Here is a 25,022-nt window from a genome sequence, read left to right as displayed (position 1 = left end):
ATAAAGCGACGGAGTAACTCCGCCGCCTTTCAATCAAACGAACAATCAATAACCAGGATTTTGAATAAGCGCCTTGTTTAACTGCATTGCAGCGGTCGGTATCGGAAAAATCCGATGATTTGGATTGGCGTCGGTTTTGAAACCCCATGAGGTTTCGTATTTTCCAAACCTGATCATATCATTCCTGTGCCATGATTCCCAGGCAAACTCCCTGCAGCGTTCCGCGTAAAGCATGTCCAGGGTAACAGTTGTCCAGGCGGCAGATGTCGTGCGTTGCGCACGTAATAGGTTCACTAAAGTAAGCGCAGATTGCCCCAGTGTCACTGAGCCGCCTCTCAAAATCGCCTCTGCCTTCATCAGCAGGATGTCCGAATACCGGAATACCGGTATGTCATTTTTCATGTTCCGGTTCAAAGACGTAGAGTCCGGATAGAACTTGATATTATGATACCCCATATTCCAGCCGATCTCATCATTGCCCACGTCAAAAGTGCCTACATCCTGCCTTAAAACAATATTGGGTGTCAGGTTTACCTGATAAGTAATAGCCCCCCCCGGATCACTGCCCTTGTAAAACTGATCATAACTTTGATTCGTGGTGGTATAGGTTACCGGTGTTTTGCCGTCGTTTTGATACTGTAAACCCGTCAACCACTGTTTGTTCCGGATGTCATTCGGATCATCGAAATTGGCATAGTAAGCAGGCAGTGTACTGATTGCCGCATCGGGTGTAAAATTCACTTTGTATTTTGACACCAATCGCCTTGGCAAATCATAACGCTGATGTAGGTTTTGGCTTCTGAACGGCAATGTATTTGCTGCAGCCGGATCGAATGGTATCGCAAAGATAAATTCTGCGGTTTGCGGACCATTATCCGGGTAAAACATTTTCAGGTAGCTGCTCCGCGGCTCGAGATGATAAGCATTTGAATTGATTACATTATCACAAGCGCTGATACAATCGTCATACCTTTTGGTTCCCGTATAATACTCGGCATTCAGGTACATTTTAGCAAGCAGGGCATAAGCCATGTATTTGGTTGGTTTCCCGTAGGTAGTTTGACCGGTTGTACTGCTCAGGGAAGGAATGGCCCCTTTAATTTCCGCCTCGATAAAATTAAAAACCTCTGCCCTGGTCTTGTTTGGATGCGCTGAGTAGTCCCCGGCTACCGAAACGATAGGAACATTTCCGAAACTATCCATTTGATAAAAATATGCCAGGGCCCTGATCATTCTTAGCTCCGCCAGGTCCTGCTGCTTGGCTGCTCCTTCGGGCTCTGCGGATTGCAGCGTGGCGAGGGTTTGGTTAGCTAAGCCGATGATGGTTGAAGTCCAGGCCCATTCCCCGCTGACACCTGGATGGTCTTTTGTCCAGGTATGATAATGCAATTGCTGGAATTCTCCGCCGTTATACCAGTTTCCTCCGAAGGCGGGGAAGATCACTTCGTCAGTGGTAGCAGACTGCATAAAAAAGTGCTCTACCGAGATATTGCCCCGCAATGCCACATAAACAGGGCCCGCAGCCTGCGCATACTGTACCGGATTTTGCGGAAAAACGTCAGACGTCAACTCTGTTTTGATGGGTACCGATACTTTTTGACAAGATGCAAAACAGAGAATGAATGCAGCACTAAAACTAATGCTTCTTAATATTTTTTTCATGATGATTTCTTTTAACTGGTTAACTTAAAAAGACACGTTAGCTCCTATTAAGATGGTCCTGGTTTTTGGATAAAAGTTATTATAATCCACGCCGGGCGAAATACCGCCCTGGTTTATTTCAGGATCGACGCCTTTGTATTTGGTTATAATAAAAATGTTATTGCCGGACGCGTATACCCTGAAAGTTTTTAGGTATTTACTGTTCAGCTTGAAATTGTATGCCAGCGTAGCATTATCCAGGCGTAAATAGCTTCCGCTCTCCACGAAGCGCGAGGAATACAAATAAGCATTGTAATCGGCGGAAGATTCACCGGCGGCATCTTTAAGGATATTGGTATACTGCGCCGTATTTGGCCTGAAAAGGTCGGCCCGTGTCGCATCAAATATCTTATTGCCAAAAACGCCCCTGAAAAAAATATTCAAATCAAAGTTTTTATAATGAAAGTCATTCGACCAGCCCACAAGCAATTGCGGTTGAGGGCTACCCAGGTAACGATAGTCCGTACCAATAGTCGGGGCTGTCGTTAATTTGCCACTGGCATCGAGAAATTGGGATACGCCCTGAGCATTTTTCCCGGCATATTGCAAAGAGAAGAACTGTCCCAGCGGCTTGCCTGATTTCAGGATCTGTAGCGAGTGGCTGGACTGGCCAAGCCCTTCGGGAAATGAATACAATACGGAATCACCTCCCGAAAACAGCGGGTTCGATAAGCTGTTGATCACATTTTTATTATGGGCAAGGTTCAGCGAGGTTGACCACCTGAAATTAGCGTTCCTTACAGGAGTCGTATTGATGATCAATTCGATGCCTTTGTTGGTCATGCTGCCGCCATTGGCCACGATTGTCCCCGTCGGCACTAGGATCGGATCAACAGCGTACGAGAAGATCATTCCCGTCGTTTTTTTATTATAAACATCAATGGCGCCGGTTACTTTTCCTTTAAACAGTTCAAAGTCTAGGCCAAGGTTAGCGGTGGAAGTCTTTTCCCATTGCAAATTCGCGTTAGCCGCCTGCGTTGGACCCAGCGCACCTATATAATTTCCGTTGCTGTAAAAAGTACCCAGACTGCCGGAAATGGCCTGCGCGGTATAAGCATTGAAACCCGAGGAGTTACCGGTTATCCCATAGCTGGCGCGTAGTTTCAGATCATTGATAGCTGGATTGTCCTTCAGGAAATTCTCCTGGCTCAGGCGCCATGCCGCACCTACTGATGGGAAATATCCCCATTGATGCGCGATGCCGAAAACTGAACTTCCATCCCTCCGCACAGAGGCCTGTAAAAGGTATTTTTCGCCATAGTTATAGTTCAGGCGGGCGAAATCGGAAATAAGCCTGGTTTCCTGAAATACGCCATCGGCACCAAAATTAACCTGGAAACCGGAGATGGCATAGGGATTAGAAAGCGCGAAATTATTGTAGCCGATGTTATCTACCGGAAAATTGGTAGTTGTCGCCTGAAAGCCATCGCCTATCGTATTGTTCTGCCAGGAATATCCCAATACGGCGTTAATAGAATGTTCACCGATTTTTTTATCCCAGTTAAAAAAGGTCTCAATGATCTTATTTACCGTCTGCAGTGAACTTCTGGTAGCTTGACCGTTTGCGCCGAAGGTCTGTTGCGTGTGGTATCCCAGGCCAGGCTCAGGGTTATCATATAAACCATTATAATGGGAAGTAAAGTAAGAGGTATAAAATTCGCCGTGTAAGGCAGTTGTATTGAGATAAGATAAATTTAAGTTATAGGTTAAACCGAAAGGTAATTTCAACTGGGTATTGAACCCGGCCACCAGGTTATTATATTTGGTATTGCTGACGCTGTTATTCAGCATGCCGACAGGGTTGAAATAATTTTGCGTGGTTGGATTTTCAAAATAAGTACCATCAGCATTTTTTGCAGGCGATACGGGCAGGAAAAGTGCAGATTGCAGTAAAATCACATTTCGATAGGGCACGTCCTGCGCATTACTGTTGGAATTGGTTACCGATAAGCTGAATTTCAGTTTGTCATCAAACGCGCTCTGGGTTAATGCCAAACGACCAATAACACGTTCCAAACCGGTGTTTAAAATAATACCGTCTTTTTTAACGTAGTTCACGCTTGCATAATAACTGCTGTGATCCGTGGCACCGCTAAACGACAGGTTATGGTTATGTGATATAGCGGTTTTCCGTTCAATAGCTTTTTGCCAGTCGGTATTGGCGCCCTTATCGTCGGCTGAAGAAAGGGACTGGTTATTTGTTTTCAGGAAGCTCCTTAATTCGTCAGCATTCATCATTTTGAGCTGGTTAGCTACTTTTTCTGCACCGACGTAGCCATTGTAAGCGATAGCAAGCTGTCCTTTTTTACCTTTCTTGGTGGTTACCATAATAACGCCATTTGCTGCGCGGTTACCATATATGGCTGTAGCTGCGGCGTCCTTCAGCACGTCTATCGTGGCGATATCATCCGGTGCTATATTGGCAATATCAACACCTGGAACGCCATCCACTACATAAAATGGCCCCTGGGAGCTGTTGATCGTAGATGCCCCCCGCAGTACGACTGCAGCCGGCTTGTTTGGATCTCCACTGGCGGTAATGTTCAGGCCCGGAACTTTACCCTGCAGCAATTGGCCGACGTCTGTAATTGCGCCTTTATTAAGATCTTTATTATTTACGGTCGATACCGCACTGGTCAAAGTTGCCCTCGTCGCATTACCATAACCGATCACGACAACCTCGCTTAATCCTTTTGCTGCTTCAACCAGGGTGATATTTAATGATGCCTGATCATCCACCAGGATCTCCTGGGTTTCGAAGCCCAGGAAGCGAAACTGTAAAACATCTCCCTTAGTGGCATTGATCGTAAATGAACCATCAGCAATGGTGGATACGGCTACCTGACTCCCCTTGATCTGAACCGTTACACCGGGAATAGCATTACCTTTATTGTCCGTAACTTTCCCTGTTATCTTTTTAGGAACTACAGCGGTTTCCACGTTCTTATCCTCCTGTTTCTGCACATCGAGATCTTTGATAATAATGGTATTATCATCCAGTTCAAAGGTTAAAGGCTGATCTTTAAATATCTGGAGCAGCACCTGGCTGAGTTCCGTATTCGACACATTGATCGTTACCGGCCTGGCTTTGCGCATCACCGTGTTATTAAAGATAAACAGGTAGCCGGTGCGCTTATGCAGCTCTTTCAGAACGGATTTCAACTCCCTGTTTTGCATATTAATGCTCACTTTTTGTGCCATGGTATGGGCACTCAGCTGCATTGTGAATAAGAAAACTAGTAAGCCCGTGATTTTCATCGTCCTTAGGATCAGTTTAAAATATTTTCTGTTTTGTTGGTAATCCAACTCACTGTACCGAAGGGGCACAGGAATTTTAGAATGCAAGAGTAGTTTCATACATTTGAATGTTTGGGTTAAGTTTAAATCAGTATCGAAATTGAAATTTGGGTTGATCCAGGCATTTGGCCTTTCCGGCTGGAACCGGGAGGGCCTTTTTATGGAACACCACTGAGAGGGTAAGTTTTTATTTATCCATACGTTGAGATTAGATGAAAGATTAAGTTTTAATTATTTTTTTTCCACGACCACTTTATCATCGGCGATAGTAAATTTGATACCACCGGTTGTTTCAAGCATCCTGAGTGTTTTGGACAATGGAACATTCTTTTTGACCAGACCTGTAAAATTCAGAACCGGCCTGGGCCCTTTGTACACCACATCTATATCATACCATCGTTTTAACTCCAGCATTACCTGGTCCAGGTCCGAGTTATCAAAAAGGAACAAACCGTTTTTCCACGATATAATATCTTCGGTATCAACCGCTTTTATATCAAATTTTTGGGCGTTGGTATCATAAAGTGCCTGTTGCCCCGGCACCAATAATTGCTTCTCATTACCGGTGGATATTTTAACGGAACCCTCTAAAAGCGTTGTCTTACCGGGCTGCTCACGATAAGCGCGGATATTAAAATGTGTTCCCAGTACTTCTACCTTTTGATCTCCAAAGCTTACGATAAAAGGCATTCGTTTATTTTTAGCCACCTCAAAATAAGCTTCGCCGGTGATGGTTACATTTCTTGATTTGCCGGTAAATGCTGTAGGATAAGAAATAGAAGATTCGGCGTTAAGCATAACTGCCGTTCCATCCGGCAATTGCAGCCTGTACTGCCCACCTCTTGGCGTTGACATGGTGTTCATGAGCGAAGCCCCGGCGGCCGGGTTTCCGGGCACGTAAGCCAGGCTGCCGTTAGCAAGCTTAACCACGGCTGTATTACCTTGTTGCACAAGCTTCCCATTTTGTGCACTGTTAAGTACAATTTTTGCGCCGCTAGCAAGCGTTAAGATCGCTTTATTACCACCAGGTTTGACATCCTGGTGTACTTTATTTGCAGCCAGGTTCTCCTCGCTTTTTTGCAGGCGGTATTGATATATGCCAAATGACAGTGCTAAAACCAATAGGGCGGCAGCAGCATAGATGAGTTTAAACCGTTTTCTTATAGGGATAATATTTGTATCAGCATGGTCGGTGGCATCGCCGGCTAATGCAGCTTCCAGCATTTTTTCGCGGGCTCCGGCCGGGAAAGGATCTTCTTCGGACTGGTGTAATTGATATGCCTCCTCCATCAGCGCGTGAACGATCTTTTCTGAACCCGGCTCATTGATGAACTGCATCAATTCGTCGCGCTCTTCCGGTGTTTCGGTTTTATTAAAATATTGATGGAACAGATAACGTAATCTTTCAGACATTTCTTTGACTCTCTTACCACTAAAGAGTCAAAAAAAATCAAAAAGGGGTAGTCATATCAAAAAAAAATTAAATTTATTTCAAAAAACAGGCAGATGCCATAATAAACAAAAGAAAAGCAATGTCATTTTTCTCGGAAATACCCTTTTTTATAAATTTATTGGCAGCCATCATATGTTTCTTCACTGTTTCAGGTGAAATACCCAGCATTTGGGCAATTTCAATATGCTTTAAATTCCCGATTCGGCCTAATTCATAAACTTTTTTTTGCTGGGGAGGCAGTTTTTCCACCAGTTGATCTATCATCCGGCAAAAATGCTCTTCGGAGCTGACATGGTCAGGCAGATAATGTTCTTCCTTATATTGATTTTCCCATTCCTGCTGCCTGATATGCGCTGTTGCTTTTTCCTTTAGAAACCGATAGGCGCTGTTCCGTGTTATAATAAAAAGATAATTGATAAAGCTGTCGACAAAGATGAGGTCCTCCCTCCTTGCCCAGATTTTTACAAAAACGTCCTGAACGATTTCGTCAGCCGCCTCTTTAGATTCTGTAAGCCGGAAAACATATTGGCCAAGATGTTTATAATGGGCATCGAAAAGACAGGTAAATGCCCTCACATCTCCTGAAGCTACTTTGTTCAGAATTTCATTTTCATTATGAAGGGGGCGAATACTCAATGTGAAAATTAATTGAATTTAAAATTATATAAATTTTATCATACCGTTAAGTTTATTGGGAAGAATTACAACAAAAATTTTACAAAGTGAACTGTCTTACGAATAAGGGTAGAAACATTGAAAAGTTTGCGGTCGGAATAACTATAAAAGCCCATTAGGTCAGGAGGTGACCAATGGGTCCTGACGGTTATCCCAAAAGCATACGATCAGGATCGTATTTTCATATATCTTGTATAGCAGGGAACAGTTTTTATGCAGAATACATCTTCTGATACCGGTATTTTCTTCAAAAACAGGATAGATGTAAGGTGTCTCGGAGATGATTTCAAAACTTTTAGACACCTTATCCTCAAATTTTGTTACAAAACGGTCACCCCACCGCCCGCGAAGCTGGGAGACAACGGCATCAAATGTCTCTTCGGCCTCGGGCGTGAACCTGATGTCAAAGCTCATTTTTTTGAAAAATGTTTTTCTTTAAATTGCTGAATGGAAATGGTTTGGCCTTCTTCATATTGCCCGATGCTTTTTTCAATACTTTTAGTGACATGCGGCGGCAAGCTGGTCGTTTGCGGCTCGAACTGAACGTTCAATGCCTTCAGTACAGCCTTGACTGTTTTAAGCTGTTCGGCACTCACAGGATGTATTAAAATGGATTCCATATACACAAAAATACTAATTTAAGGATGAATTATTGAAATATCCATACGACTTACTTGTATTTTGTATAATGGGATGCCGCATATCCATTATTTGAATAATCCGCATCCCGGACATTAATATTTCCTGTTTTGAACAACATGGAAGCTATTGGGCAGGGTTAAATCAGGAGCTTTTCGGTACTACCGAAAAATATATTGGGTGATGATTTGCGAAAACAAAACAGCAGGTGTAAGGTGAATATTTATGCGGAGCAAGTCTTTTAATTATTATTAAATAAATAGAAAACAAACTTTTAAATTAGTTAATACCCAGAAGATTAATTCGATAGATAATGGCCGTTATTTTTAAAGTATAGGATACATCAGTATACCTTTGATCAATTCTTTTGAGCACTACATTAGGCTGTTCCGGCCTGGTTACATAATATGACAGGTAGTAAATCTGATTTTTTAATGCCCGGGCCGACAATGCTTGTGTAATCCTTTTCTGAGCTTTAAATTCCGTTTCCGTGCCGGAAAATCCTGCCGAAAAATGAACCGGATATTTTTTTGCCGGGGTGCTATTTACAGATTCTCTGATGCTGTCTTTCCGGCAGCCGAAGGAGAGTATTACGGCACAAAGAATCATCACCGGGATATTCGTTTTATAAGAGACTCCAGGCGATTTTAAACCTTTGCTTTTTTTTAAATACTTTGCATTTTCGTCTCCGATAAAATGTTTTACCGAAAAGTCAGTGATTTTGTTTAAATTTTCCATGATATTAGCGTTTAATATCATAAAGGCCAATACTATTTCTCCACAGGAAATGATTTATATCATTAATTAAAACAACACATCGAATATTTCTCTCAAACAAATACCACGGCTTTCTTCAGCGCAATACCCCTATCCTTCATTTCCGCATTCTACTATAGAATCAAAAGGGGAAGCTTATCAGCAAAACCCATCTTTATCAAAAAGCCGACACTTTTACTTTGCAATTCAAATGCCCCAACTTTTTTTGTTTTTGTAAAACGGTCGTAGCCTATGTTTCGCTAAAATCTCCTCCCTATAATAATTTTAATGATAGCCTTATCAGCGTTTTGCGTAAAACCGTATCCTACGCCACCATTAAACTCCCATTTAGGATCAAAATTCAGATCAGTCGCTGCAAATAATTGATGGTCCTGCTGTTTGAAAGCGTCATAGTGAAAAAAGGGACCGGTACTGCCATAATATTCTAATCCGAGGGCAACAACTTTAGTTACGTCATAACTGCTTTTAATATTAGGTGAAAAGGTAAATCCCCTGTTCTCATCCGGCCCTTTAAAGCTTTTCTCCAGGGTCGGGTTAACAGAAATATATAATTTATTCCATTTTTTATCTATTATAGGCCTAATTTCCAGCGTGCTTGTATTGGCTGAAAATGCACTTTTCTGAAAGCCAAATTCGGTTGAAACACTTACACCCACAGGCCAGTTCCAACGCTGTGGTGCGGCAACCCTTGGCCGAATATGAGAGCCTACATAGGCTGAGCGGCCGGCATCGCCTATGGAATTAAAAAAATAGAAGCCGGTTTCGAACCAGGTAGTCCAGCCATGGGTTATCTCCATCGTTTCATGTTCCACATGGTTTGTCGGAAGCTCACCATTAGTGACAGGTTTACTTCCATTTAGGGTAAAGTTACTGTGCAGTTCAACCATGGTTTTACCCTTTTCCACTGTTTCAGAACCATAAACCTGGATCTCATAATTGTCCTGCGCTTTAAGTTTCAGGGAAAAAAACACAAGGACCAGCAAGCATAGATATTTCATTGATATTCGGTTTTAAAACATATGCAAATCGCATTCGCCTTAAAACTATCGTGGTAATCTGAAGCAAAATTGTAGTTGGTCGCTAAATTTCAATTGTATAACAAAAGTGACAAAACAGGAACATAATAACCCTTGATCAGCGACAGTCTTCTTAACACGAGAGGACAAAAGTGTGCCATCCCGATTCATATTGGTAGCGAATAGTATAGCCGTAATGTTGGCAGATATTTTTAACCAACGTTAACCCAAGGCCGGAGCCTTGTGATTCTTTGCCTTTTTGAAAACGCTCAAAAATCAGTTGCTCATCTAAGGGATGGACAGCGCCGGTATTTTTAATGGATAATTGATCTCCGTTCAATTCGATAATAACAACGCCACCGAGGTTATTGTGCCTGATCGCATTGCTGAACAGATTATTTAATAAAATATCAATCAGGTATTTACTGGCTAACACCTGCTTGGGCTGCAGGCTGGGCTTAAACGAAAGATCTTTAGTTTGCATCAGCTCCTGAAACTGCAGCATTTTTTCGGACAGCACAGTCTCCAGGTTTATTGGTACTTCATCAGTGATCAGTTTATTTTCCAATTTTGCCAGCAATAACAACGATTGGTTAAGCCTGCTGGATTTATTGATCGAGCTGTAAATGTCCGTGATCTGTGCCAGCTGTTCTGCATTTAATGTTTCATCCTGGATCAGCGTGTCAAGCTTTGTTGTGACAACTGCCAGCGGTGTCATCATTTCATGGGAGGCATTCTCCGTAAATTGCTTCAGGTTCAAATAGTCATGGGTTACCCTTAACGACATTTCCCTAATAGCTTCGTTCAGTTCAGCAAATTCCTCCACCTTGCTTGGTTTTCCTTTAAACTGGTCAACATCTGCGATATTGAATTGCTTGATCTCTTTCAAAGTCAACTGAAATGGCTTCCAAAGCCCGTTGAGCATATACTTATTGGTGATAAATAACACCAATAGCAGGCCAGTAAGCAGAGCTAGTGTAATGATGGTAATAACTTCTATGAGATATTTTTGCCCCGCTCTGGAAATGGTGATAACAACTTTGTAATTCGTATCCTTTAATTTGACCAGGTCTTCAACCGCACGTCCTGCTTCTTTCCGTTGCTCTTTTGGATTGAAATATGCGGTATCAAAAAAACGTTTCTGTAATTCCTGCTCATTAGTTCTGATAAACACTGCATGATCTTTGTCGAGGTCATACTGTTGAGGGTCGTGATTACTGCTCCTTACATACTCTTCTGCTTCTGTCAATTGCTGCTGGAGTCCCTGGTCCAGCTGTTGCTGGGCAATGTAATTAATAGCAAAAAAATAGATCACAGCCCCGGTCAGTAAGACGGTCAAGGTAATGTAAATACTCGTCCTGGTATAGTGTGCCGATAATTTCATTAATCTATAAATTTATAACCAATCCCATAAATGGAAGTTAAATAGTCCTTACCACCTGCATCCAATAACTTCCTGCGCAGGTTTTTGACGTGCGTATAAATAAAATCAAAGTTATCATGCATATCCATCTCATCGCCCCACAGGTGCTCGGCAATGGCATTTTTGGAGATAACCTTACCCTTATTGGCAATAAAATACAATAACATATCATATTCCTTTCTAGTCAGGATAATAGCGGTTTCATTAACTTCAACCGTCCGGCCCAGTACATCGATAGCAATCTCGTTAAATAACAGTTTATTGTTAGTGTTTAAAGCTTTTCTGCGGTAAACCGCCATCAGGCGGGCCTTGAGTTCTGCTAAATGAAAAGGTTTGGTCAGGTAGTCATCGGCACCAACATTGAGCCCCTTTAATTTATCATCCAGGGAGTTGCGGGCAGAAATGATCAGGACCGCTTCGTTCCTCTGATTGATTCGCAGGTATTCCAGCACATCGAAACCCTCTCCGTCAGGCAGCCCGATATCCAGCAGAACACAATCATAGTCATAGTCAGATAATTTCTGCAGCGCAGGATTCAGCGCGCTACAGCTCTCGCAGATATTGCCATCTACATTCAAATAATTTGTGATGTTTTCACGTAAACCTTGTTCGTCTTCTATTACCAGGATTTTCAAAGCTACTTTTTATTCAAATGTAACTAACGAAACTGGAGAGAACCTGAAGTGTATGCGACCTGTTATTTTATGAACCAGATAACAATTGCGTAACTACAGATTTGCTTCATATTCATTCGGTAATTTACAAACAATTGATCATGATCAACGGATCAAATCTTAGAAAGCCAGTACCAATAAGACCAATATGGAAATTATAGCACCTGTTCGTAAAGATGTTCAGTATCATGGGCGTATCAAAAAACATTCGGCGTCACTACGTCTGTGGCACTGGGTCAATACCATTGTTATCAGCGGTTCACTGCTAACCGTACTGATCAATTCAACTATTACCGATGAAAGACCTGTATCGACCCTGGTCAAAAATGAATTAAAGAACGCCGGTGCCACGGTAAGCGGCGAGCAGGCAGCTTCAGTTGCACATGCACTTGACGACAGGGTCTGGAGCGTGCACATCTATTTTGGATATGTATTGGTGGCTTTACTTTTATTCCGCATGATCCTTGAATTCTTTCAGCTTGCAGATCAAAAGTTCATCCGTAAAATGAAAAGCGCTTACCGGCAATTTCAAACCACGAAAAAGAACAGGGAGATTGCCAAACATAAGCTTACCGTTAAAAGCATCTATGCAATATTTTACCTATTGCTCATCTTGATGGCTATAACCGGTTTGTTTTTGGCATTCGAAAATCTGTTAGCACCTTTCAAATCCTTCAGACATAGCGTTAAAGAAGTTCATGGCTTTTGTATGTACCTCATCCTTGCTTTTATCTTTGTTCATCTGGCTGGTGTTTTTTTTGCCGAACGCAAGAATAATAAAGGTATCGTCTCTGATATGATCAACGGTGGAAGCGATCATGATTGATCATATTTCCAGACGATAAGTTTTTAGCAGTAAGAGAGCTATGATCGGAGCTGTTGTCCCGACCAAAGCTAGGTTAATTATTTGAACTTCATGGCCAGGGTTACAATATTTGAATTCAATCCGGTGGAGCGCATATAATGGCCGGCCCTGATCTCCAGCGAATTGAAATGCTGCCAGCCAAACACTCCCGTTGGCGGAGACAACCTGATATTGGCCCCAACAAAATTGCTGTGCAAGGTAGATAGATCATAATCACTGGTATAATAGGTATCCGTAGGATTATGCTGCCCGTAAGGTGCAAAATATCGTGTGCCCTGCTGGTTATTATACCTGTAATATGGGCTTACCGATGCAAATGAAGTTAGCTTAATAGGTATTTCCAATTCTGCAGTATGGGCCCGGATACCCCAATTATCCATGTAGTAACGGTAAAACGTCCGGATCACAAAATGGTCATCCAGAAAATAGTTAAAGCGCACGGCTATGGGGAGTTTATACCGATTATCGGGCAGGTTCTCTACCCGTTCAGATCCATCCGTGAAATAATCACGTTGATATTTGGTGGCCAGTAAACCATGCTGATAAGAAGGCTCGATGATCAGTAGGGCTTGCAGCCGTGGCGTTAGCACCTGTGAAAGGGAGAACGAAGTGCTGAACGAATTACGTGGACTGTGATCTACAGGTCCCCGCCCATCACGGTCAGATCCTGAACCATATCCCGGCGGTCGCAATTCAACCGGCAAAATCACTTTCCAGGTATCAAGAAAAACCTGTCCCTTAAAATCAAACTGGGTATTTTTATCTTTAGATACCCGTGTAAGATTTATCCCCGCGCCAAAAGACTGATAATCGAACTCATGCGAATAAGACCCGGTTAATCCGAAAGCATTGCCGGTTTTGTCGTTTGAAACTGTCCAGTTCAAAGATGGGTATACGCGGGTATCCTGCCTGGAGGCAGAGGAAATACTATTCGGATCGATCTTATCTGATGATGCAGAGGTATAGTGATCCACCCCCAGCTCAAAGGTAAAGGTATGTTTTTTACCACTTACGCCATATTTCGAAAGTTGCAAGTCAAATGTATTGGCAAAATCAGTTAGGTTTTCGGTGCCGATGCCTCCGGTTACTGCAGAATTGTTACCATTCTGGTGATAATAAGCCGAAATGATATTGATCTCTTCAATTTTAAGCTTCCGTGCTTCGTAATTACTGCTATCCTTAACCGGCAAAGTTTTCGTTTGCGCGTGCGAAGCAACAATCCCTAAATATAGGGCGGCCACACATAAATATATTTTTCTCATGTCAAGCCGCGTTTTTAGTTACATCCACAACCACCGCCGCTTTTCCCACCATTGGCTCCTGAACCACCTTCCCTATATAATTGGAAACTTTGCTCAAACTTCTGCGATTTACGGGCTGACAGTTCCATTTCCGCATCATTCAGGCGGTTTTTTTGGTAAGCTTTTACAGACATACATGACGATAAGCCAAAGACAGGTAAACTGGCTATCAGTATTAATTTAATCAGGGGTATTTTTTTCATCTGCTAATTTTTAATATTAATATTTCTGGAGGTGTAGAGGTGGTTATCGTCATCAATGATCACACAAGCGAGCTGTTGTAATTGGTTTACTAGGTCAAGTCCTACGTGAATTCCCATAACTGTGACGGGTGTGGCCATGGCATCAGCAAACTCCGCACTGGGGCAAATAATGCTTACACTCTTAATCCCGCTTACCGGGAGACCTGTTTTCGGATCAATAGTATGGGCGTATTTTTTTCCTTTGATAATGGCAAACTTTTCGTAATTACCGGACGTAGCAATAGCCATATTGCTGATATTGAGCGTAGAGAACGGCGTCATTCGTTTATCGGGGTCGGCAATTGCAATCGTCCAGGGATTACCGTTAGGCTGTGCTCCCCAGGTGATCAGATCGCCAGCTGCGTTTACGATCCCGCTACTTACCCCGTTTAGCTGCAACACGGCTTTAGCACGATCAGCCGCATAGCCCTTCCCTATTCCTCCAAAACCAATCCGCATACCTTTTTCTTTGAGCATAATGGTTGTATTTCCGGCATCCATGATTACATTTTTGTAATTGATCAGGCGGACCGCTTCACGAGCTGTTTCTGCATCCGGTAAGCTTTTCATGTTGACATCAAAATTCCAAAGGCTTTTATCAATAGAACCATAAGTAATATCAAATGCCCCCTGAGTAAGTTCTGATATTTTCAACGAACGCGCTATTAACTGGTAAACTTCGAGGTCAACCTTTACCGGCTCGATACCTGCAGCTGCATTAATCTGGTTGGTTTGGCTATCATCGCTGAAGGTAGTTAGCAACTTTTCGATCCGACTAATCTCGGCAACAGCCATATCAATACAACTATCAGCCCAATCCCGGTTATCGCCTACCACACTGATCTCAAACCGGTTCCCCATCAGCTTCAGTATCCGTTTGTAAACGGTTGTTGCTTTTTCAATAGTTTCAATGGCTGCCATTTGCAAAAGGTTTGATTTGGTTAATAAACTGGTCGGCAGTTTCATCGGGATATCCATCCCATTCTTTTAGTACTTTACCATGCTCGTCAACCAGCAGCGTAAATGGAAACTTGCCGTCGGGATTATATTTATCGGCCAGCGCTTCGTTCAGTTTTACCTGTTCTTTGCTCAGTTGATTTTTCTTTTGCCGGGGAAAATCGGCACGAACCAACACCAGGTGATCTGTGGCAAAATCATTGAATTTTTCTGATTCCAGGATTTCCTTCCTTAACCGTATGCATGGCCCGCACCAGTCGGATCCGGAGAAATTAACCAGGATCAGTTTATGTGTTGCTGCTGCCTCCGTTTGTGCTTTATCGAAATCACCGAGCCATGTGGCAGGGCTGGTTGTAAATAAGAAAAGAAAGATGGTTAATAATTTCATTTTTATCAATTTTAAGAGAAAACCCGCAGCGATGTTCCGGTTAATGTAGTTTGATATACCGTCAGGTTACGGTTTGCCGGCGAGTTTTTAACAACACCAGCTTCTGTAAATCCGGACCCATGGTTATTACAGTAAAACTGCCGGCTACTACTCTGATAAACCAGGGGATAACGCTCGTGCGTACAGGATTGCTGAACAGCGATATAAGTACCGCCGGTTGTTTTGGCAACAATAACTCCATTAGATGCCAGATACCCGCCATTCATAAGCAGTGCAGAGTTAACTGATGTAGTAAGGTCAAGTGTAAAATTTACGCCGGAGGGGCCGCTGACACCAGATGCGGATCTGTCCGATTTTTTGGAGCAGCCTATACAGTTGATAAGCGCGAATGACGCAGCCCCAATTCCGACTGTCGAAAGAAATTCTTTTCTGTCCATAATTTAATTATTTTGTAGAAACCGGCATTAATATAGCTTAACCCTCCATGCCACTTAAATAAGTATAGACCAAAAGCGCATTAGTATCGATAAACACTGTTTTATTCGTTAAGCGTTGTATTGATTCAGCAACAATATTATCAGGAGATTCTGTAGTTGACATGAAATTGGAGACATTTAACAGATTTTAACAAGCTTGACTTTAGTGCACTAGTATTGGAAAGCGTGTTAACATGACGTTGATTTGATCTCATCATTGTCTAATTAGTCAATTTGCGAACTACAGATTTACTTCAAATTTGAACCCTAACTTAGGGTAGCTTTTAAAAACTCATTACCGGCAGATAAGTAAAAAGAATCAGATGATCAATCTATCGCAATATAGATCTTCCAAATCGCGAATCACTAAACAACAGGAGGACTATAACCGGATAACCGATCAGGTTATATCATATATAAAAAGCCTTACAGTGGAAGAAGATGCGGAAACACTTTGGTTTGGAATGAGAACAGCGGGTTTTAAATTGAGTATCAGTTCATTTAATACCAGGTTAAAAAAGCTGGTTGAAGCTGGCCTGGTTGAAAAAAGGTCAGTTGGCTATAACAAGCATTTTTACCGATTTATTAAATAAACCAATTTTTCCAAAGAAATCCTCCAGCTCCATATCATTCAGCCTATCTTTATATTCTGCCGTCCACACCATAATTTCGGCGGTTAGGTGGATATTCCGCAACGCTTGACCATACGATTCTGTGTCTAACGTTTAATCAATTGTATAAAACATATTATTAAATGAATTCTGGATGTGAGATTGTTAACACGATGTGCTGGGTTACTGGATCTACGATGGTGAAACATTGAAGATAGAGGAACAGGAACAGTTGGAGAGATTTATTATCAATTATGAGGAAACGGTCTTCTGTCATTATATCGCAATCAAACATTTTTCCTTTTCAATGTACGGTGAAAGTGACATGGGTCTCGGTGGAAGACTGACTTTGAGTATTAATATAGCGGTTCAAATGCAGTAATTTAGAAGGTGATTCTAATCATAAATTCAGTTGTTGACAGTCATTTTTTTAGCGATTAAAATAAGGGAGTTTTACAGCATGCAAAAATCAAAATCATGAAAAAAATTAATTTCCTTTTATTTATATTAACTATGATCACGGCGGTTAGAGTTAATGCCCAAACTTCGAAAGATACCACCTTTAAAGTCTACATTAATGCGAAAGGTGGTATACACAACCACGGTGGCAAACCGCTGGGGTATATTGACAAAGACAATATCGTCCGTGACAACAAAGGTAAGAAACTATATTTTATTGATGGAAATGGCAACGTGATTGATGCGGATGGTAAAAAATTGGGGATGGCCAAGAAAAATGGTTCCTATTATAATATCAATGGAGAGAATGTTCTCAGTACTAAAGACCTGGATAAAGAAAAATGTGCCATTTTAGACCCGCAGGGACATAATTTTGGTACGGCGCACCTGAATTACAAGTTGCATGCCTGCGCTGCACATTGTTATTTCCTCGAACAGCAAAAGAAAAAGGAAGAGGCAAAAAAGGCAAAGGTCTAGCACTTTAGTTCCATCAAGACACTCGGCCGGGTTATCTAACAGATACCCGGCCTTTTTATTAATACCGGGCTATGTCAATCTAAATAGGGGGCCGGTTGTTAAACAGATGCGTACTTTTATAGTAAACCACAATCTTAACGGGAAATTACCAATCCAAAATGGAACACACTCACCAGGCAGATGAAATGAAAATGGAGCATATGGACCATAGCAAAATGCGGCACGGTCATGATCCGCATCGTGGCATGTCGGAACATGCCCACCATGCCATGATGATCGCCGATTTTAAAAAGCGGTTTTATGTAGTGCTATTGCTTACTGTCCCGATCATGCTGTTGTCCATGCAGATTCAGCAATGGCTGCATATAGATTTCCGCTTCACAGGATCAACTTACGTGCTTTTTGCATTAGCTTCCGTGGTGTTTGTTTATGGCGGCTGGCCGTTTTTAACAGGGTTAGTAGATGAAGTGAAATCGAAAAATCCCGGCATGATGTTTCTGATCGGCTTTGCCATCACCGTGGCTTACAGCTACAGTGTAGCCATTGTTTTTGGTTTAAAGGGTATGGACTTCTTTTGGGAACTGGCCACGCTGATTCTCATTATGCTATTAGGCCATTGGATAGAAATGAGGTCGGTAATGGGTGCGTCAAATGAGCTGGAATTACTCGTACAGCTGATGCCCTCGGATGCACACATGGTCATGAAGGATAGGGTACATGACGTAAAGACCGGTACACTGAAAGAGCATGATATTATCCTGGTCAAACCTGGTGAAAAGGTTGCTGCAGACGGGGTCATACTGGAAGGCGAAAGCTACCTGAATGAATCTATGCTGACCGGCGAATCCAAACCTGTACAAAAAATCAAAGGTGATAAAGTGATCGCGGGTTCTATCAATGGCAATGGCTCTTTTAAAGTAACGGTATCCCATGCTGCCAAAGATTCTTATCTGTCCCAGGTGGTTAAACTTGTTGATGATGCGCAAAAATCGAAATCACAAACCCAGTTGCTGGCAGATACAGCTGCCAGATGGCTTACTGGGATCGCGTTGGTTACAGGTATCGCTACTTTTTTGTATTGGTATTTAACCGGGCAAACCTTAGCTTTTGCAATGGAAAGGATGGTGACCGTTATTGTGATCTGCTGCCCTCATGCCCTGGGGCTGGCCGTGCCATTGGTAGTTGCCAAATCAACAGCCTTGTCTGCAAAACATGGTTTACTGATCAAGAACAGGACCGCATTTGAGAACGCACGAAGAATTACCACGATTGTATTTGATAAGACAGGCACACTCACGGTTGGGAAGTTTGAAGTATCAAAGGTAGTCTCCTTAAATAAGGACTTTAATGAAAATGAACTCATTCGGCTGGCATCTGCGTTGGAACAAAAATCAGAACACCCGATTGCCACCGGCATTCTGCAAAAAGTTAACGATTTAAAGATCACCGTTCCAAAGGCGGAAAGTTTTAAGGCGATTACCGGTCAGGGTGTTGAGGCTACTGTAGAGGGTAAAAAGATAACAATTGTTAGCCCTGGTTATTTAAAGGAAAATCAAATAACTGTTCCTGATGGTTTTCAAGCTAATGATACAGAAACGGTGGTTTTTGTGTTGGTCGATAAAGAATTGGCAGGATACATCGCGCTATCAGATGAGATCAGGCCGGAGTCAGCAGAAGCCATTAAAACCCTAAAAGACGAAAATATCAAATCCACATTGCTTACCGGAGATAACAGTAAAGTAGCGGCAAGTGTCAGCAAAACGTTAGGTATGGACAGCTTTATTGCCGAGGTATTGCCGCATCAGAAATTGGAAAAAGTCAAAGAACTGCAAAGCAAAGGCGAGTTTGTAGCCATGACCGGTGACGGTGTAAATGACGCACCAGCGCTTGCACAGGCAGATATCGGTATAGCCGTCGGGTCGGGAAGTGATATAGCGGCAGAAACCGCAGGAATCGTTTTGGTAAATAGCAATCCAAAGGATATCGCCAGCCTGATCTTATTCGGTAAAGCGACCTATCGGAAAATGGTTCAAAACCTGGCCTGGGCGACAGGTTACAATGTAATCGCGTTGCCGCTGGCTGCAGGTGTGTTGTATAACCAGGGCATTGTATTAAGCCCGGCTGCAGGCGCAGTCTTTATGACGGTCAGCACGGTTGTTGTGGCAATTAATGCGAGTTTGCTTAAGGTCAAAAGGTAATCACTTACAAATAGGCACTTATGGAAGTTTACAATAAGATTATTGAACCGATTAATAGTGAAATTTGTATGGCAGCAATAAACAATATTATATTGAATTGCAAAAGCAAGAGTTTCTACGATTGTGCTGAAAATTTCCAGTTCTCAATCATTTGGGTAACTTCTTTTAAAGCTATTTTGATGGTATTATTATTGATTGTGACAAGTATGAGTAACCCATTTCCTTTTAGGGCATCTAAATCACGGCCTACCAAACAGCAGGAACAACAACGAATAATCAATGAACAGATCATTAATTATATAACAACATTGCAGGAGGATAAAAACGCGGAAACTCTTTGGCTTGGAATGAATGACCAAGGGTATAACATGAGCATCAGTTCATTTCATACCCGGCTAAAAAAAATGGTGGAAGCTGGTATTATTGAAAAAATATCATTGGGTTATAATAAGCATTCTTATAGGATCGCCTTTAAAGCTTAGTGTTGTTTTATCGTCCTATAATCATTTTACTATCTCATACTCAAGGGCCGATCCACACCATACAATGCCATTTCCAGGTTTTTATCGAGGTTATAAATATCATCATAGGTGATATACTCCCCTTCTTTTACCTCGCAGGTCAGGTAAGTGATCTTGATGGCAATGGGCTTTTTCAAATAAATATCCTGTTTGGTGTATTTGACCATTCCGTTATGCAATGCCGCGATCTTAGCCGCTGAACCATCATTTTTTAATAAAAGGGCGGCTAACTTCTCTGCCTGTTCAACCCTGATGCAACCATGACTCAACGCCCTTTCGTTCTTTTTAAAAAGCAATTGTTCGGGAGTATCATGGAGATAGATGTCATAAACATTGGGAAAACGAAAAACCAGTAAGCCAAGTGAATTATCACAACCGGCAGACTGCCTGGCATAATACAAAGCCGGGTTGCGTTTGACATTGGCCAGATTGGTTTTAAGCGGTTCCACATAGCTTCCCTTATGATCGTAGATCGCGAAATGACTATTTTCAAGATATACATTGTCTGCAAGTGCCTTAGGTAGCACTTCCTGTCTAAATATTTTAGATGGGACTTTCCATTCCGGAGCTGTGGTAAAATAGGTGATATTACTTCGTAAGGTAGGTGTTGGGTTTCCCGGCTTGCCTACGATAACTCTAAATTGATAGGTAGAATCAGGTAGATATAATTTTAAGCGGTAAGACGGTATATTGATCTGCACATAAATACTATCCCCTGTATTGGCCCAGCGTAAACGTTCCATATTTATAGCTATTTTTCTTACTTTCTCTTGCGGTATTTCGTAACAATCGCCCTGATAAAGCCCTTCCAGCAAGTGCAGCTGGTACTGCATGGCGGCATATTCCTTTTCTTTTGGCTGCACATTAGCAATGGCGGACATAACATCTTTTTCTTTCAACGTCTTGTCTAAATAGGGAACTGCTTCAAATTCCATGCTCACTCCCTTATCAATCCGGCTTGCTGAAAGTTGGGGGTTAAGTTTCCCGTAGTGCAGATGGTTCATTAAAGTGATCACTGCATCCGTCAATATGATGTCGAAACGCGCCTGGATGCTCGGCTTTACCTTTCCAGGGGTGTCCAGTATGTTATGCAGCCGGCTATACTGTAGTTCTTCCGGATGATAATCCGCATGTGACAGCCCGAACTGCAGTACGCAATCGAGCATCAGCATCATTTGCCAGGCCGGCCCTGTCTCGCTTTGCGGCTTAGTCCAGGCGGGTTTAAACCCGTTTTGCTGATAAAAGCGCTGAACCGATTTTGGGTAATATAGCTGCACATCTAAATTGCCACCCTGAACCTGCTTTTTGATCTCCTGACTTAACCCTGTATCGATTGCAAGGGCATCTGTTTTTGGTGTAAATCTTACTTTGGCATTACAATTTTGCAAATTGAATACGATGAATATCACTATCCCCAGGGATAATAAATATTGGCTTACTCTGGTTTCCATAACATTGAATTATAACATAAAGTTCGAAGGAAACCGGTCCCCAAATAATGACAATCCTCACCTTAATTTCTGATCATCAGCATTAATTATCGGAGGTATTAAGCCTACCTAAAATCCTTTCATTACCTGTTTTCAGGAATCTTCAAAAAGCCACCTCAGTGGTTTCGTTACCCGTTTAGGTTTCAATCCATACTGCTTGATGCTTTTTTCACGAATCAGGTTTGCAGCCTCCTCAATATCGTCAGTCACCAGATAAAGCAGCGTATCCTGCTCGCTTATGGTTGCGCCCTTTTCCATTACAGCGATGTGGTCAAGCAATTCCTGATGATATTCTCTTCCAAATATGATGACCGGAAAATTATGGATCTTATGGGTCTGTATCAGGGTAAGGGCCTCAAAGAATTCATCCAGGGTCCCATATCCTCCGGGCATCACCACAAAAGCAAAAGAATACTTAACAAGCAATACCTTGCGCACGAAAAAATGCTTCATATACACCCATTTATCGAGATAGGCATTTGGCAGCTGTTCAGCTGCCAGCTGTATATTGCAGCCTACAGAACGGCCGCCTACATCTTTTGCCCCCCTGTTGGCAGCCTCCATTAAACCGGGACCTCCGCCGGTTAAAATAGTAAAACCTAAGCTGGCAAATGCCGCGCCGGCACGCCGGGTTATTTCATAATATGGGTGATCTTCTTTGAACCTTGCGGAGCCAAATATGGTGATGCAGGGGCCTATAAAATGCAACGCCCGCAAACCATGGATCAGATCAATCATGGTTTGCAGGATAAACTTCAACTCCTGCAAGCGCGAATGCGGCCCCTCCAGGAAACGGATCTCGGTTTGATTCATCTGGTTAAAAATTTAAATACGTTAAAGTGGCCCTTTTTCAAAAGACGAAGCGTTCCCCTGTAAAACCAGTATTTAGCGAGTTCAGCGCTAAACATATAGCAGATGATGATCAGTAACATCCAGCCATAAAATGCGAAGGACAACTGAACAAAGCCAAACCAGACAGCTAGTGGCGTTAAAGGCAGGGTCAATACCACGATGAGGATAATTATCGTCGCTGTAAAAAGATACTTACCGGGCAGGCTTTTAAAGAACGGCAGATGTGTGCGAACAATCAGTACGATTAAGATCGCCGAAATCACAGATTCTGTGAACCAACCGGTTTGGAATATTTTTTCATTGGCATGGATAACCAATATTAACACGCCGAAGGTGAGGTAGTCGTAAACCGAGCTTAACAAGCCAAAGGTGATCATGAAACGCCGGATGAACCGCATATCCCAGCGTTGCGGTGTTTGAATATTGCTATCGTCTACCCGGTCCGTCGCGATCGCCATTTCGGGAAAATCCGTTAACAGGTTCGTAAGCAGTACCTGCTTTGGTAACAACGGTAAAAAAGGCAAAAACAAGGATGCGCCCGCCATACTGAACATATTGCCAAAATTCGCGCTGGTGGCCATAAAAATATATTTCATGGTATTGGCAAACGTTTTGCGCCCTTCCAATACCCCTTCAAGCAACACGTTCAGGTCCCGACTTAGTAATACGATATCAGCAGCTTCTTTGGCCACATCTACCGCCGTATTGACAGAAATACCTACATCTGCTGCGTGTAAGGCCGGGGCGTCATTGATGCCATCTCCCATAAAACCGACCACATGCCCGGCTTTTTTCAAAACCATAATGATCCTTTCTTTCTGGTTAGGCTCTACTTCCGCAAATATGTCCGTCAAAGGCGCCTGGTGGGCCAGCGCCGAGTTGCTCATTTTTTGAATAGCAGTCCCGGTGAGCACTTTAGGTTGTTCGATACCGATCTTCAACGCCAGGTTTTTAGCAACCAGCGCGTTGTCTCCCGTAATTATTTTCAGCCTTACCCCAAGCGTATTCAGTTTCTTAATTGTTTCATAAATCCCCTCTTTAGGCGGGTCAAATAAGGTAATAAAACCTAAAAAGATCATACCACACTCATCTTCCTTTGTAATGCTATGTGTACCGTCAATAGGTTTGTAAGCCACACCCAACGTACGGAGACCAGCTTCGCTTAACCGGATATATTGTCTATTAAGTTCCGCTTCCATTTCCCGGATATCCACCCGTTTTCCATCGCCAGTCTCCACCTGATCACACAAGGCCAAAATACCATGCGCAGTGCCTTTCGTTATTGCCATATTACAGGTGTCATTTTCAACCTGAACAGTGAGTCTTTTTCTGATGAAATCATACGGAATTTCCGTCAGGAGGTGATAATTATTTACCGTTCCCGCATTTGCAGCACAGATGGCCTCATCAATGGGATTTTGAAAACCCTGCTGCATAGCCGCATTAAGCCAGGCATAATACAACACCTTGTCGCTATGCCCGCCATGGCAATCCAGGCTGCCTCCAAGGGTTACCTTTCCATCTGTAATAGTCCCGGTCTTATCCGTGCATAAGATGTCCATGCTTCCGAAATTCTCGATAGAGGAGAGTCGTTTGACAATCACCTGCTGCCGGGCCATCCTTCTCGCCCCCGCAGCTAAATTCACACTGATAATGGCTGGCAACAATTGTGGCGTAAGCCCTACAGCCAATGCCAGGGAAAATAAAAAGGAATCCAGCACCGGTTTATGAAGCAGTACATTCGCGGCGAATATGATGATAACAAGCAATAAGGTTATCTCCATTAACATGTGGCCGAATTTTCTTATTCCTTTTTCAAAATCAGTTTCGGGTGTTCTGCTCATTAATTCCGCCGATATTTTTCCAAATTCGGTTTGGGCGCCTGTACGGATAACTAATGCTTTGGCCTTACCACTGATTACATGAGATCCCATAAACAGACTATTGCTTCTTTTGGCCATAGGAGCAGCGGCAGCAACCGCGCCACAGTGTTTTTCAACCGGAAAGGTTTCGCCGGTAAATGCTGCTTCATCAACAAATATATCCTGTGACTCCAGCAGTATACTATCCCCTGGAACAAGGTTTCCTGCGGTTAAGATAATAACATCACCGGGAACAATTTCCTCCACAGGAATTGTCTTAAGTTGGCCTTCCCGCAGCACATCACAGTGCAACTGCACCAATTTTAACAGTTCCTTAACTGCATCGGCGGCTCCTTTTTCCTGCCAGAATCCTAAAAACCCGCTAATCAGAACAATCGCCAGGATAATTACGGTATCCGCCACATCACCCAAACCAGCGGAAAGCAAAGCAGCAGCAATTAATAACAGCGTAACCGGGCTTTTAAATTGTGCCAGGAATAAGAGAAAAAAGGATGTTTTTGGATTGTTCCTGATCGTGTTGGGGCCATATTGCCGCATCCTGGCGGCAGCTTCCTGATCTGATAAGCCCCTGGGATCTGCAGATAACTGCTCACAAGCCGTTTTCGTATCAAACTGCCAGAATTTCATTTCTGTGTCGGCCGTCATTT

The 25,022-nt window shown here is 42.7% G+C and carries 23 protein-coding genes; 5 read left to right on the top strand and 18 right to left on the bottom strand.

The features are described 5' to 3' along the window. Nucleotides 1-45: 45 nt before the first annotated feature. From AC1DRQ_RS01065 to AC1DRQ_RS01020, 10 genes are all read right to left on the bottom strand, one after another. Nucleotides 46-1,662, bottom strand: coding sequence for a RagB/SusD family nutrient uptake outer membrane protein (locus tag AC1DRQ_RS01065; protein ID WP_477421778.1), 1,617 nt, complete (start codon nucleotides 1,660-1,662; stop codon nucleotides 46-48). A gap of 24 nt (nucleotides 1,663-1,686) precedes the next feature. Continuing rightward, nucleotides 1,687-4,923, bottom strand: coding sequence for a TonB-dependent receptor (locus AC1DRQ_RS01060; protein WP_477421776.1), 3,237 nt, complete (start codon nucleotides 4,921-4,923; stop codon nucleotides 1,687-1,689). A 306-nt stretch (nucleotides 4,924-5,229) separates the two neighbouring features. Next, entirely contained in the window at nucleotides 5,230-6,411 is a 1,182-nt protein-coding gene (locus tag AC1DRQ_RS01055) for a FecR family protein (protein ID WP_477421774.1), read from the bottom strand. Nucleotides 6,412-6,484: 73 nt separating this feature from the next. Then, nucleotides 6,485-7,087, bottom strand: a complete 603-nt coding sequence (locus AC1DRQ_RS01050; protein ID WP_477421772.1) for an RNA polymerase sigma factor — start codon at nucleotides 7,085-7,087, stop codon at nucleotides 6,485-6,487. Nucleotides 7,088-7,246: 159 nt separating this feature from the next. Beyond that, complete coding sequence (locus AC1DRQ_RS01045) at nucleotides 7,247-7,540, bottom strand: type II toxin-antitoxin system RelE/ParE family toxin (protein WP_477421770.1); 294 nt, start codon at nucleotides 7,538-7,540, stop codon at nucleotides 7,247-7,249. Continuing rightward, nucleotides 7,537-7,746, bottom strand: coding sequence for a DUF2683 family protein (locus AC1DRQ_RS01040; protein ID WP_477421769.1), 210 nt, complete (start codon nucleotides 7,744-7,746; stop codon nucleotides 7,537-7,539). The genes AC1DRQ_RS01045 and AC1DRQ_RS01040 overlap by 4 nt, the downstream gene beginning before the upstream one ends. 298 nt (nucleotides 7,747-8,044) lie before the next feature. Beyond that, nucleotides 8,045-8,503, bottom strand: a complete 459-nt coding sequence (locus tag AC1DRQ_RS01035) for a hypothetical protein (RefSeq protein WP_477421767.1) — start codon at nucleotides 8,501-8,503, stop codon at nucleotides 8,045-8,047. 278 nt (nucleotides 8,504-8,781) lie between these two features. After that, nucleotides 8,782-9,540, bottom strand: a complete 759-nt coding sequence (locus AC1DRQ_RS01030; RefSeq protein WP_477421765.1) for a hypothetical protein — start codon at nucleotides 9,538-9,540, stop codon at nucleotides 8,782-8,784. Nucleotides 9,541-9,691: 151 nt separating this feature from the next. After that, entirely contained in the window at nucleotides 9,692-10,942 is a 1,251-nt protein-coding gene (locus AC1DRQ_RS01025) for a sensor histidine kinase (protein WP_477421763.1), read from the bottom strand. Next, entirely contained in the window at nucleotides 10,942-11,616 is a 675-nt protein-coding gene (locus AC1DRQ_RS01020; RefSeq protein ID WP_477421761.1) for a response regulator transcription factor, read from the bottom strand. Before AC1DRQ_RS01020 ends, AC1DRQ_RS01025 begins: the two co-directional genes overlap by 1 nt. Nucleotides 11,617-11,803: 187 nt before the next feature. Between AC1DRQ_RS01020 and AC1DRQ_RS01015 the strand changes: the two genes are divergently transcribed. Then, nucleotides 11,804-12,481, top strand: a complete 678-nt coding sequence (locus tag AC1DRQ_RS01015; RefSeq protein ID WP_477421760.1) for a cytochrome b/b6 domain-containing protein — start codon at nucleotides 11,804-11,806, stop codon at nucleotides 12,479-12,481. 77 nt (nucleotides 12,482-12,558) lie between these two features. Here AC1DRQ_RS01015 and AC1DRQ_RS01010 read toward each other — a convergent pair whose 3' ends face one another. The 5 genes from AC1DRQ_RS01010 to AC1DRQ_RS00990 are packed head-to-tail and all read right to left on the bottom strand — an operon-like array spanning nucleotide 12,559 to nucleotide 15,845. Beyond that, complete coding sequence (locus tag AC1DRQ_RS01010) at nucleotides 12,559-13,782, bottom strand: DUF3570 domain-containing protein (protein WP_477421758.1); 1,224 nt, start codon at nucleotides 13,780-13,782, stop codon at nucleotides 12,559-12,561. A gap of 14 nt (nucleotides 13,783-13,796) precedes the next feature. Next, on the bottom strand, nucleotides 13,797-14,024 hold the full coding sequence (locus tag AC1DRQ_RS01005) for a DUF4266 domain-containing protein (protein WP_477390401.1): 228 nt from the start codon (nucleotides 14,022-14,024) through the stop codon (nucleotides 13,797-13,799). A gap of 3 nt (nucleotides 14,025-14,027) precedes the next feature. Further along, a complete protein-coding gene (locus tag AC1DRQ_RS01000) occupies nucleotides 14,028-14,984 on the bottom strand; it encodes an FAD:protein FMN transferase (protein WP_477421756.1) in 957 nt (318 codons plus the stop codon). Continuing rightward, nucleotides 14,971-15,408 (bottom strand): thioredoxin family protein, encoded by a 438-nt coding sequence (locus AC1DRQ_RS00995; RefSeq protein ID WP_477421754.1) that lies wholly within the window; start codon nucleotides 15,406-15,408, stop codon nucleotides 14,971-14,973. Before AC1DRQ_RS00995 ends, AC1DRQ_RS01000 begins: the two co-directional genes overlap by 14 nt. A gap of 11 nt (nucleotides 15,409-15,419) precedes the next feature. Next, complete coding sequence (locus AC1DRQ_RS00990) at nucleotides 15,420-15,845, bottom strand: QcrA and Rieske domain-containing protein (protein ID WP_477421752.1); 426 nt, start codon at nucleotides 15,843-15,845, stop codon at nucleotides 15,420-15,422. A gap of 362 nt (nucleotides 15,846-16,207) precedes the next feature. On the opposite strand from AC1DRQ_RS00990, the gene AC1DRQ_RS00985 reads away from it, so the two are divergent. From AC1DRQ_RS00985 to AC1DRQ_RS00970, 4 genes are all read left to right on the top strand, one after another. Next, nucleotides 16,208-16,477, top strand: a complete 270-nt coding sequence (locus tag AC1DRQ_RS00985) for a hypothetical protein (protein WP_477421751.1) — start codon at nucleotides 16,208-16,210, stop codon at nucleotides 16,475-16,477. A gap of 495 nt (nucleotides 16,478-16,972) precedes the next feature. Continuing rightward, nucleotides 16,973-17,431 carry a hypothetical protein gene (locus AC1DRQ_RS00980; RefSeq protein ID WP_477421749.1) on the top strand — a complete coding sequence of 153 codons (459 nt, stop codon included), beginning with the start codon at nucleotides 16,973-16,975 and terminating at the stop codon, nucleotides 17,429-17,431. A 158-nt stretch (nucleotides 17,432-17,589) separates the two neighbouring features. Further along, a complete protein-coding gene (locus AC1DRQ_RS00975) occupies nucleotides 17,590-19,629 on the top strand; it encodes a copper-translocating P-type ATPase (RefSeq protein WP_477421747.1) in 2,040 nt (679 codons plus the stop codon). A 20-nt stretch (nucleotides 19,630-19,649) separates the two neighbouring features. Continuing rightward, the gene (locus AC1DRQ_RS00970) at nucleotides 19,650-20,111 is read left to right on the top strand and encodes a hypothetical protein (RefSeq protein WP_477421745.1); all 462 of its coding nucleotides are present in this window, start codon (nucleotides 19,650-19,652) and stop codon (nucleotides 20,109-20,111) included. A gap of 29 nt (nucleotides 20,112-20,140) precedes the next feature. Here AC1DRQ_RS00970 and AC1DRQ_RS00965 read toward each other — a convergent pair whose 3' ends face one another. The 3 genes from AC1DRQ_RS00965 to mgtA form a co-directional block, all read right to left on the bottom strand. Further along, complete coding sequence (locus AC1DRQ_RS00965) at nucleotides 20,141-21,601, bottom strand: L,D-transpeptidase scaffold domain-containing protein (RefSeq protein WP_477421744.1); 1,461 nt, start codon at nucleotides 21,599-21,601, stop codon at nucleotides 20,141-20,143. Between the two features lie 132 nt (nucleotides 21,602-21,733). After that, entirely contained in the window at nucleotides 21,734-22,453 is a 720-nt protein-coding gene (locus AC1DRQ_RS00960; protein WP_477421742.1) for an LOG family protein, read from the bottom strand. Beyond that, on the bottom strand, nucleotides 22,450-25,020 hold the full coding sequence (gene mgtA / locus AC1DRQ_RS00955) for a magnesium-translocating P-type ATPase (RefSeq protein WP_477421740.1): 2,571 nt from the start codon (nucleotides 25,018-25,020) through the stop codon (nucleotides 22,450-22,452). The genes AC1DRQ_RS00960 and mgtA overlap by 4 nt, the downstream gene beginning before the upstream one ends. Nucleotides 25,021-25,022: the final 2 nt, after the last annotated feature.

The sequence above is a fragment of the Mucilaginibacter sp. P4_E8 genome, from assembly GCF_056401495.1.
Note: the sequence above shows the minus strand (reverse complement) of the source record. Positions and strands in the feature narration are given on the sequence as shown.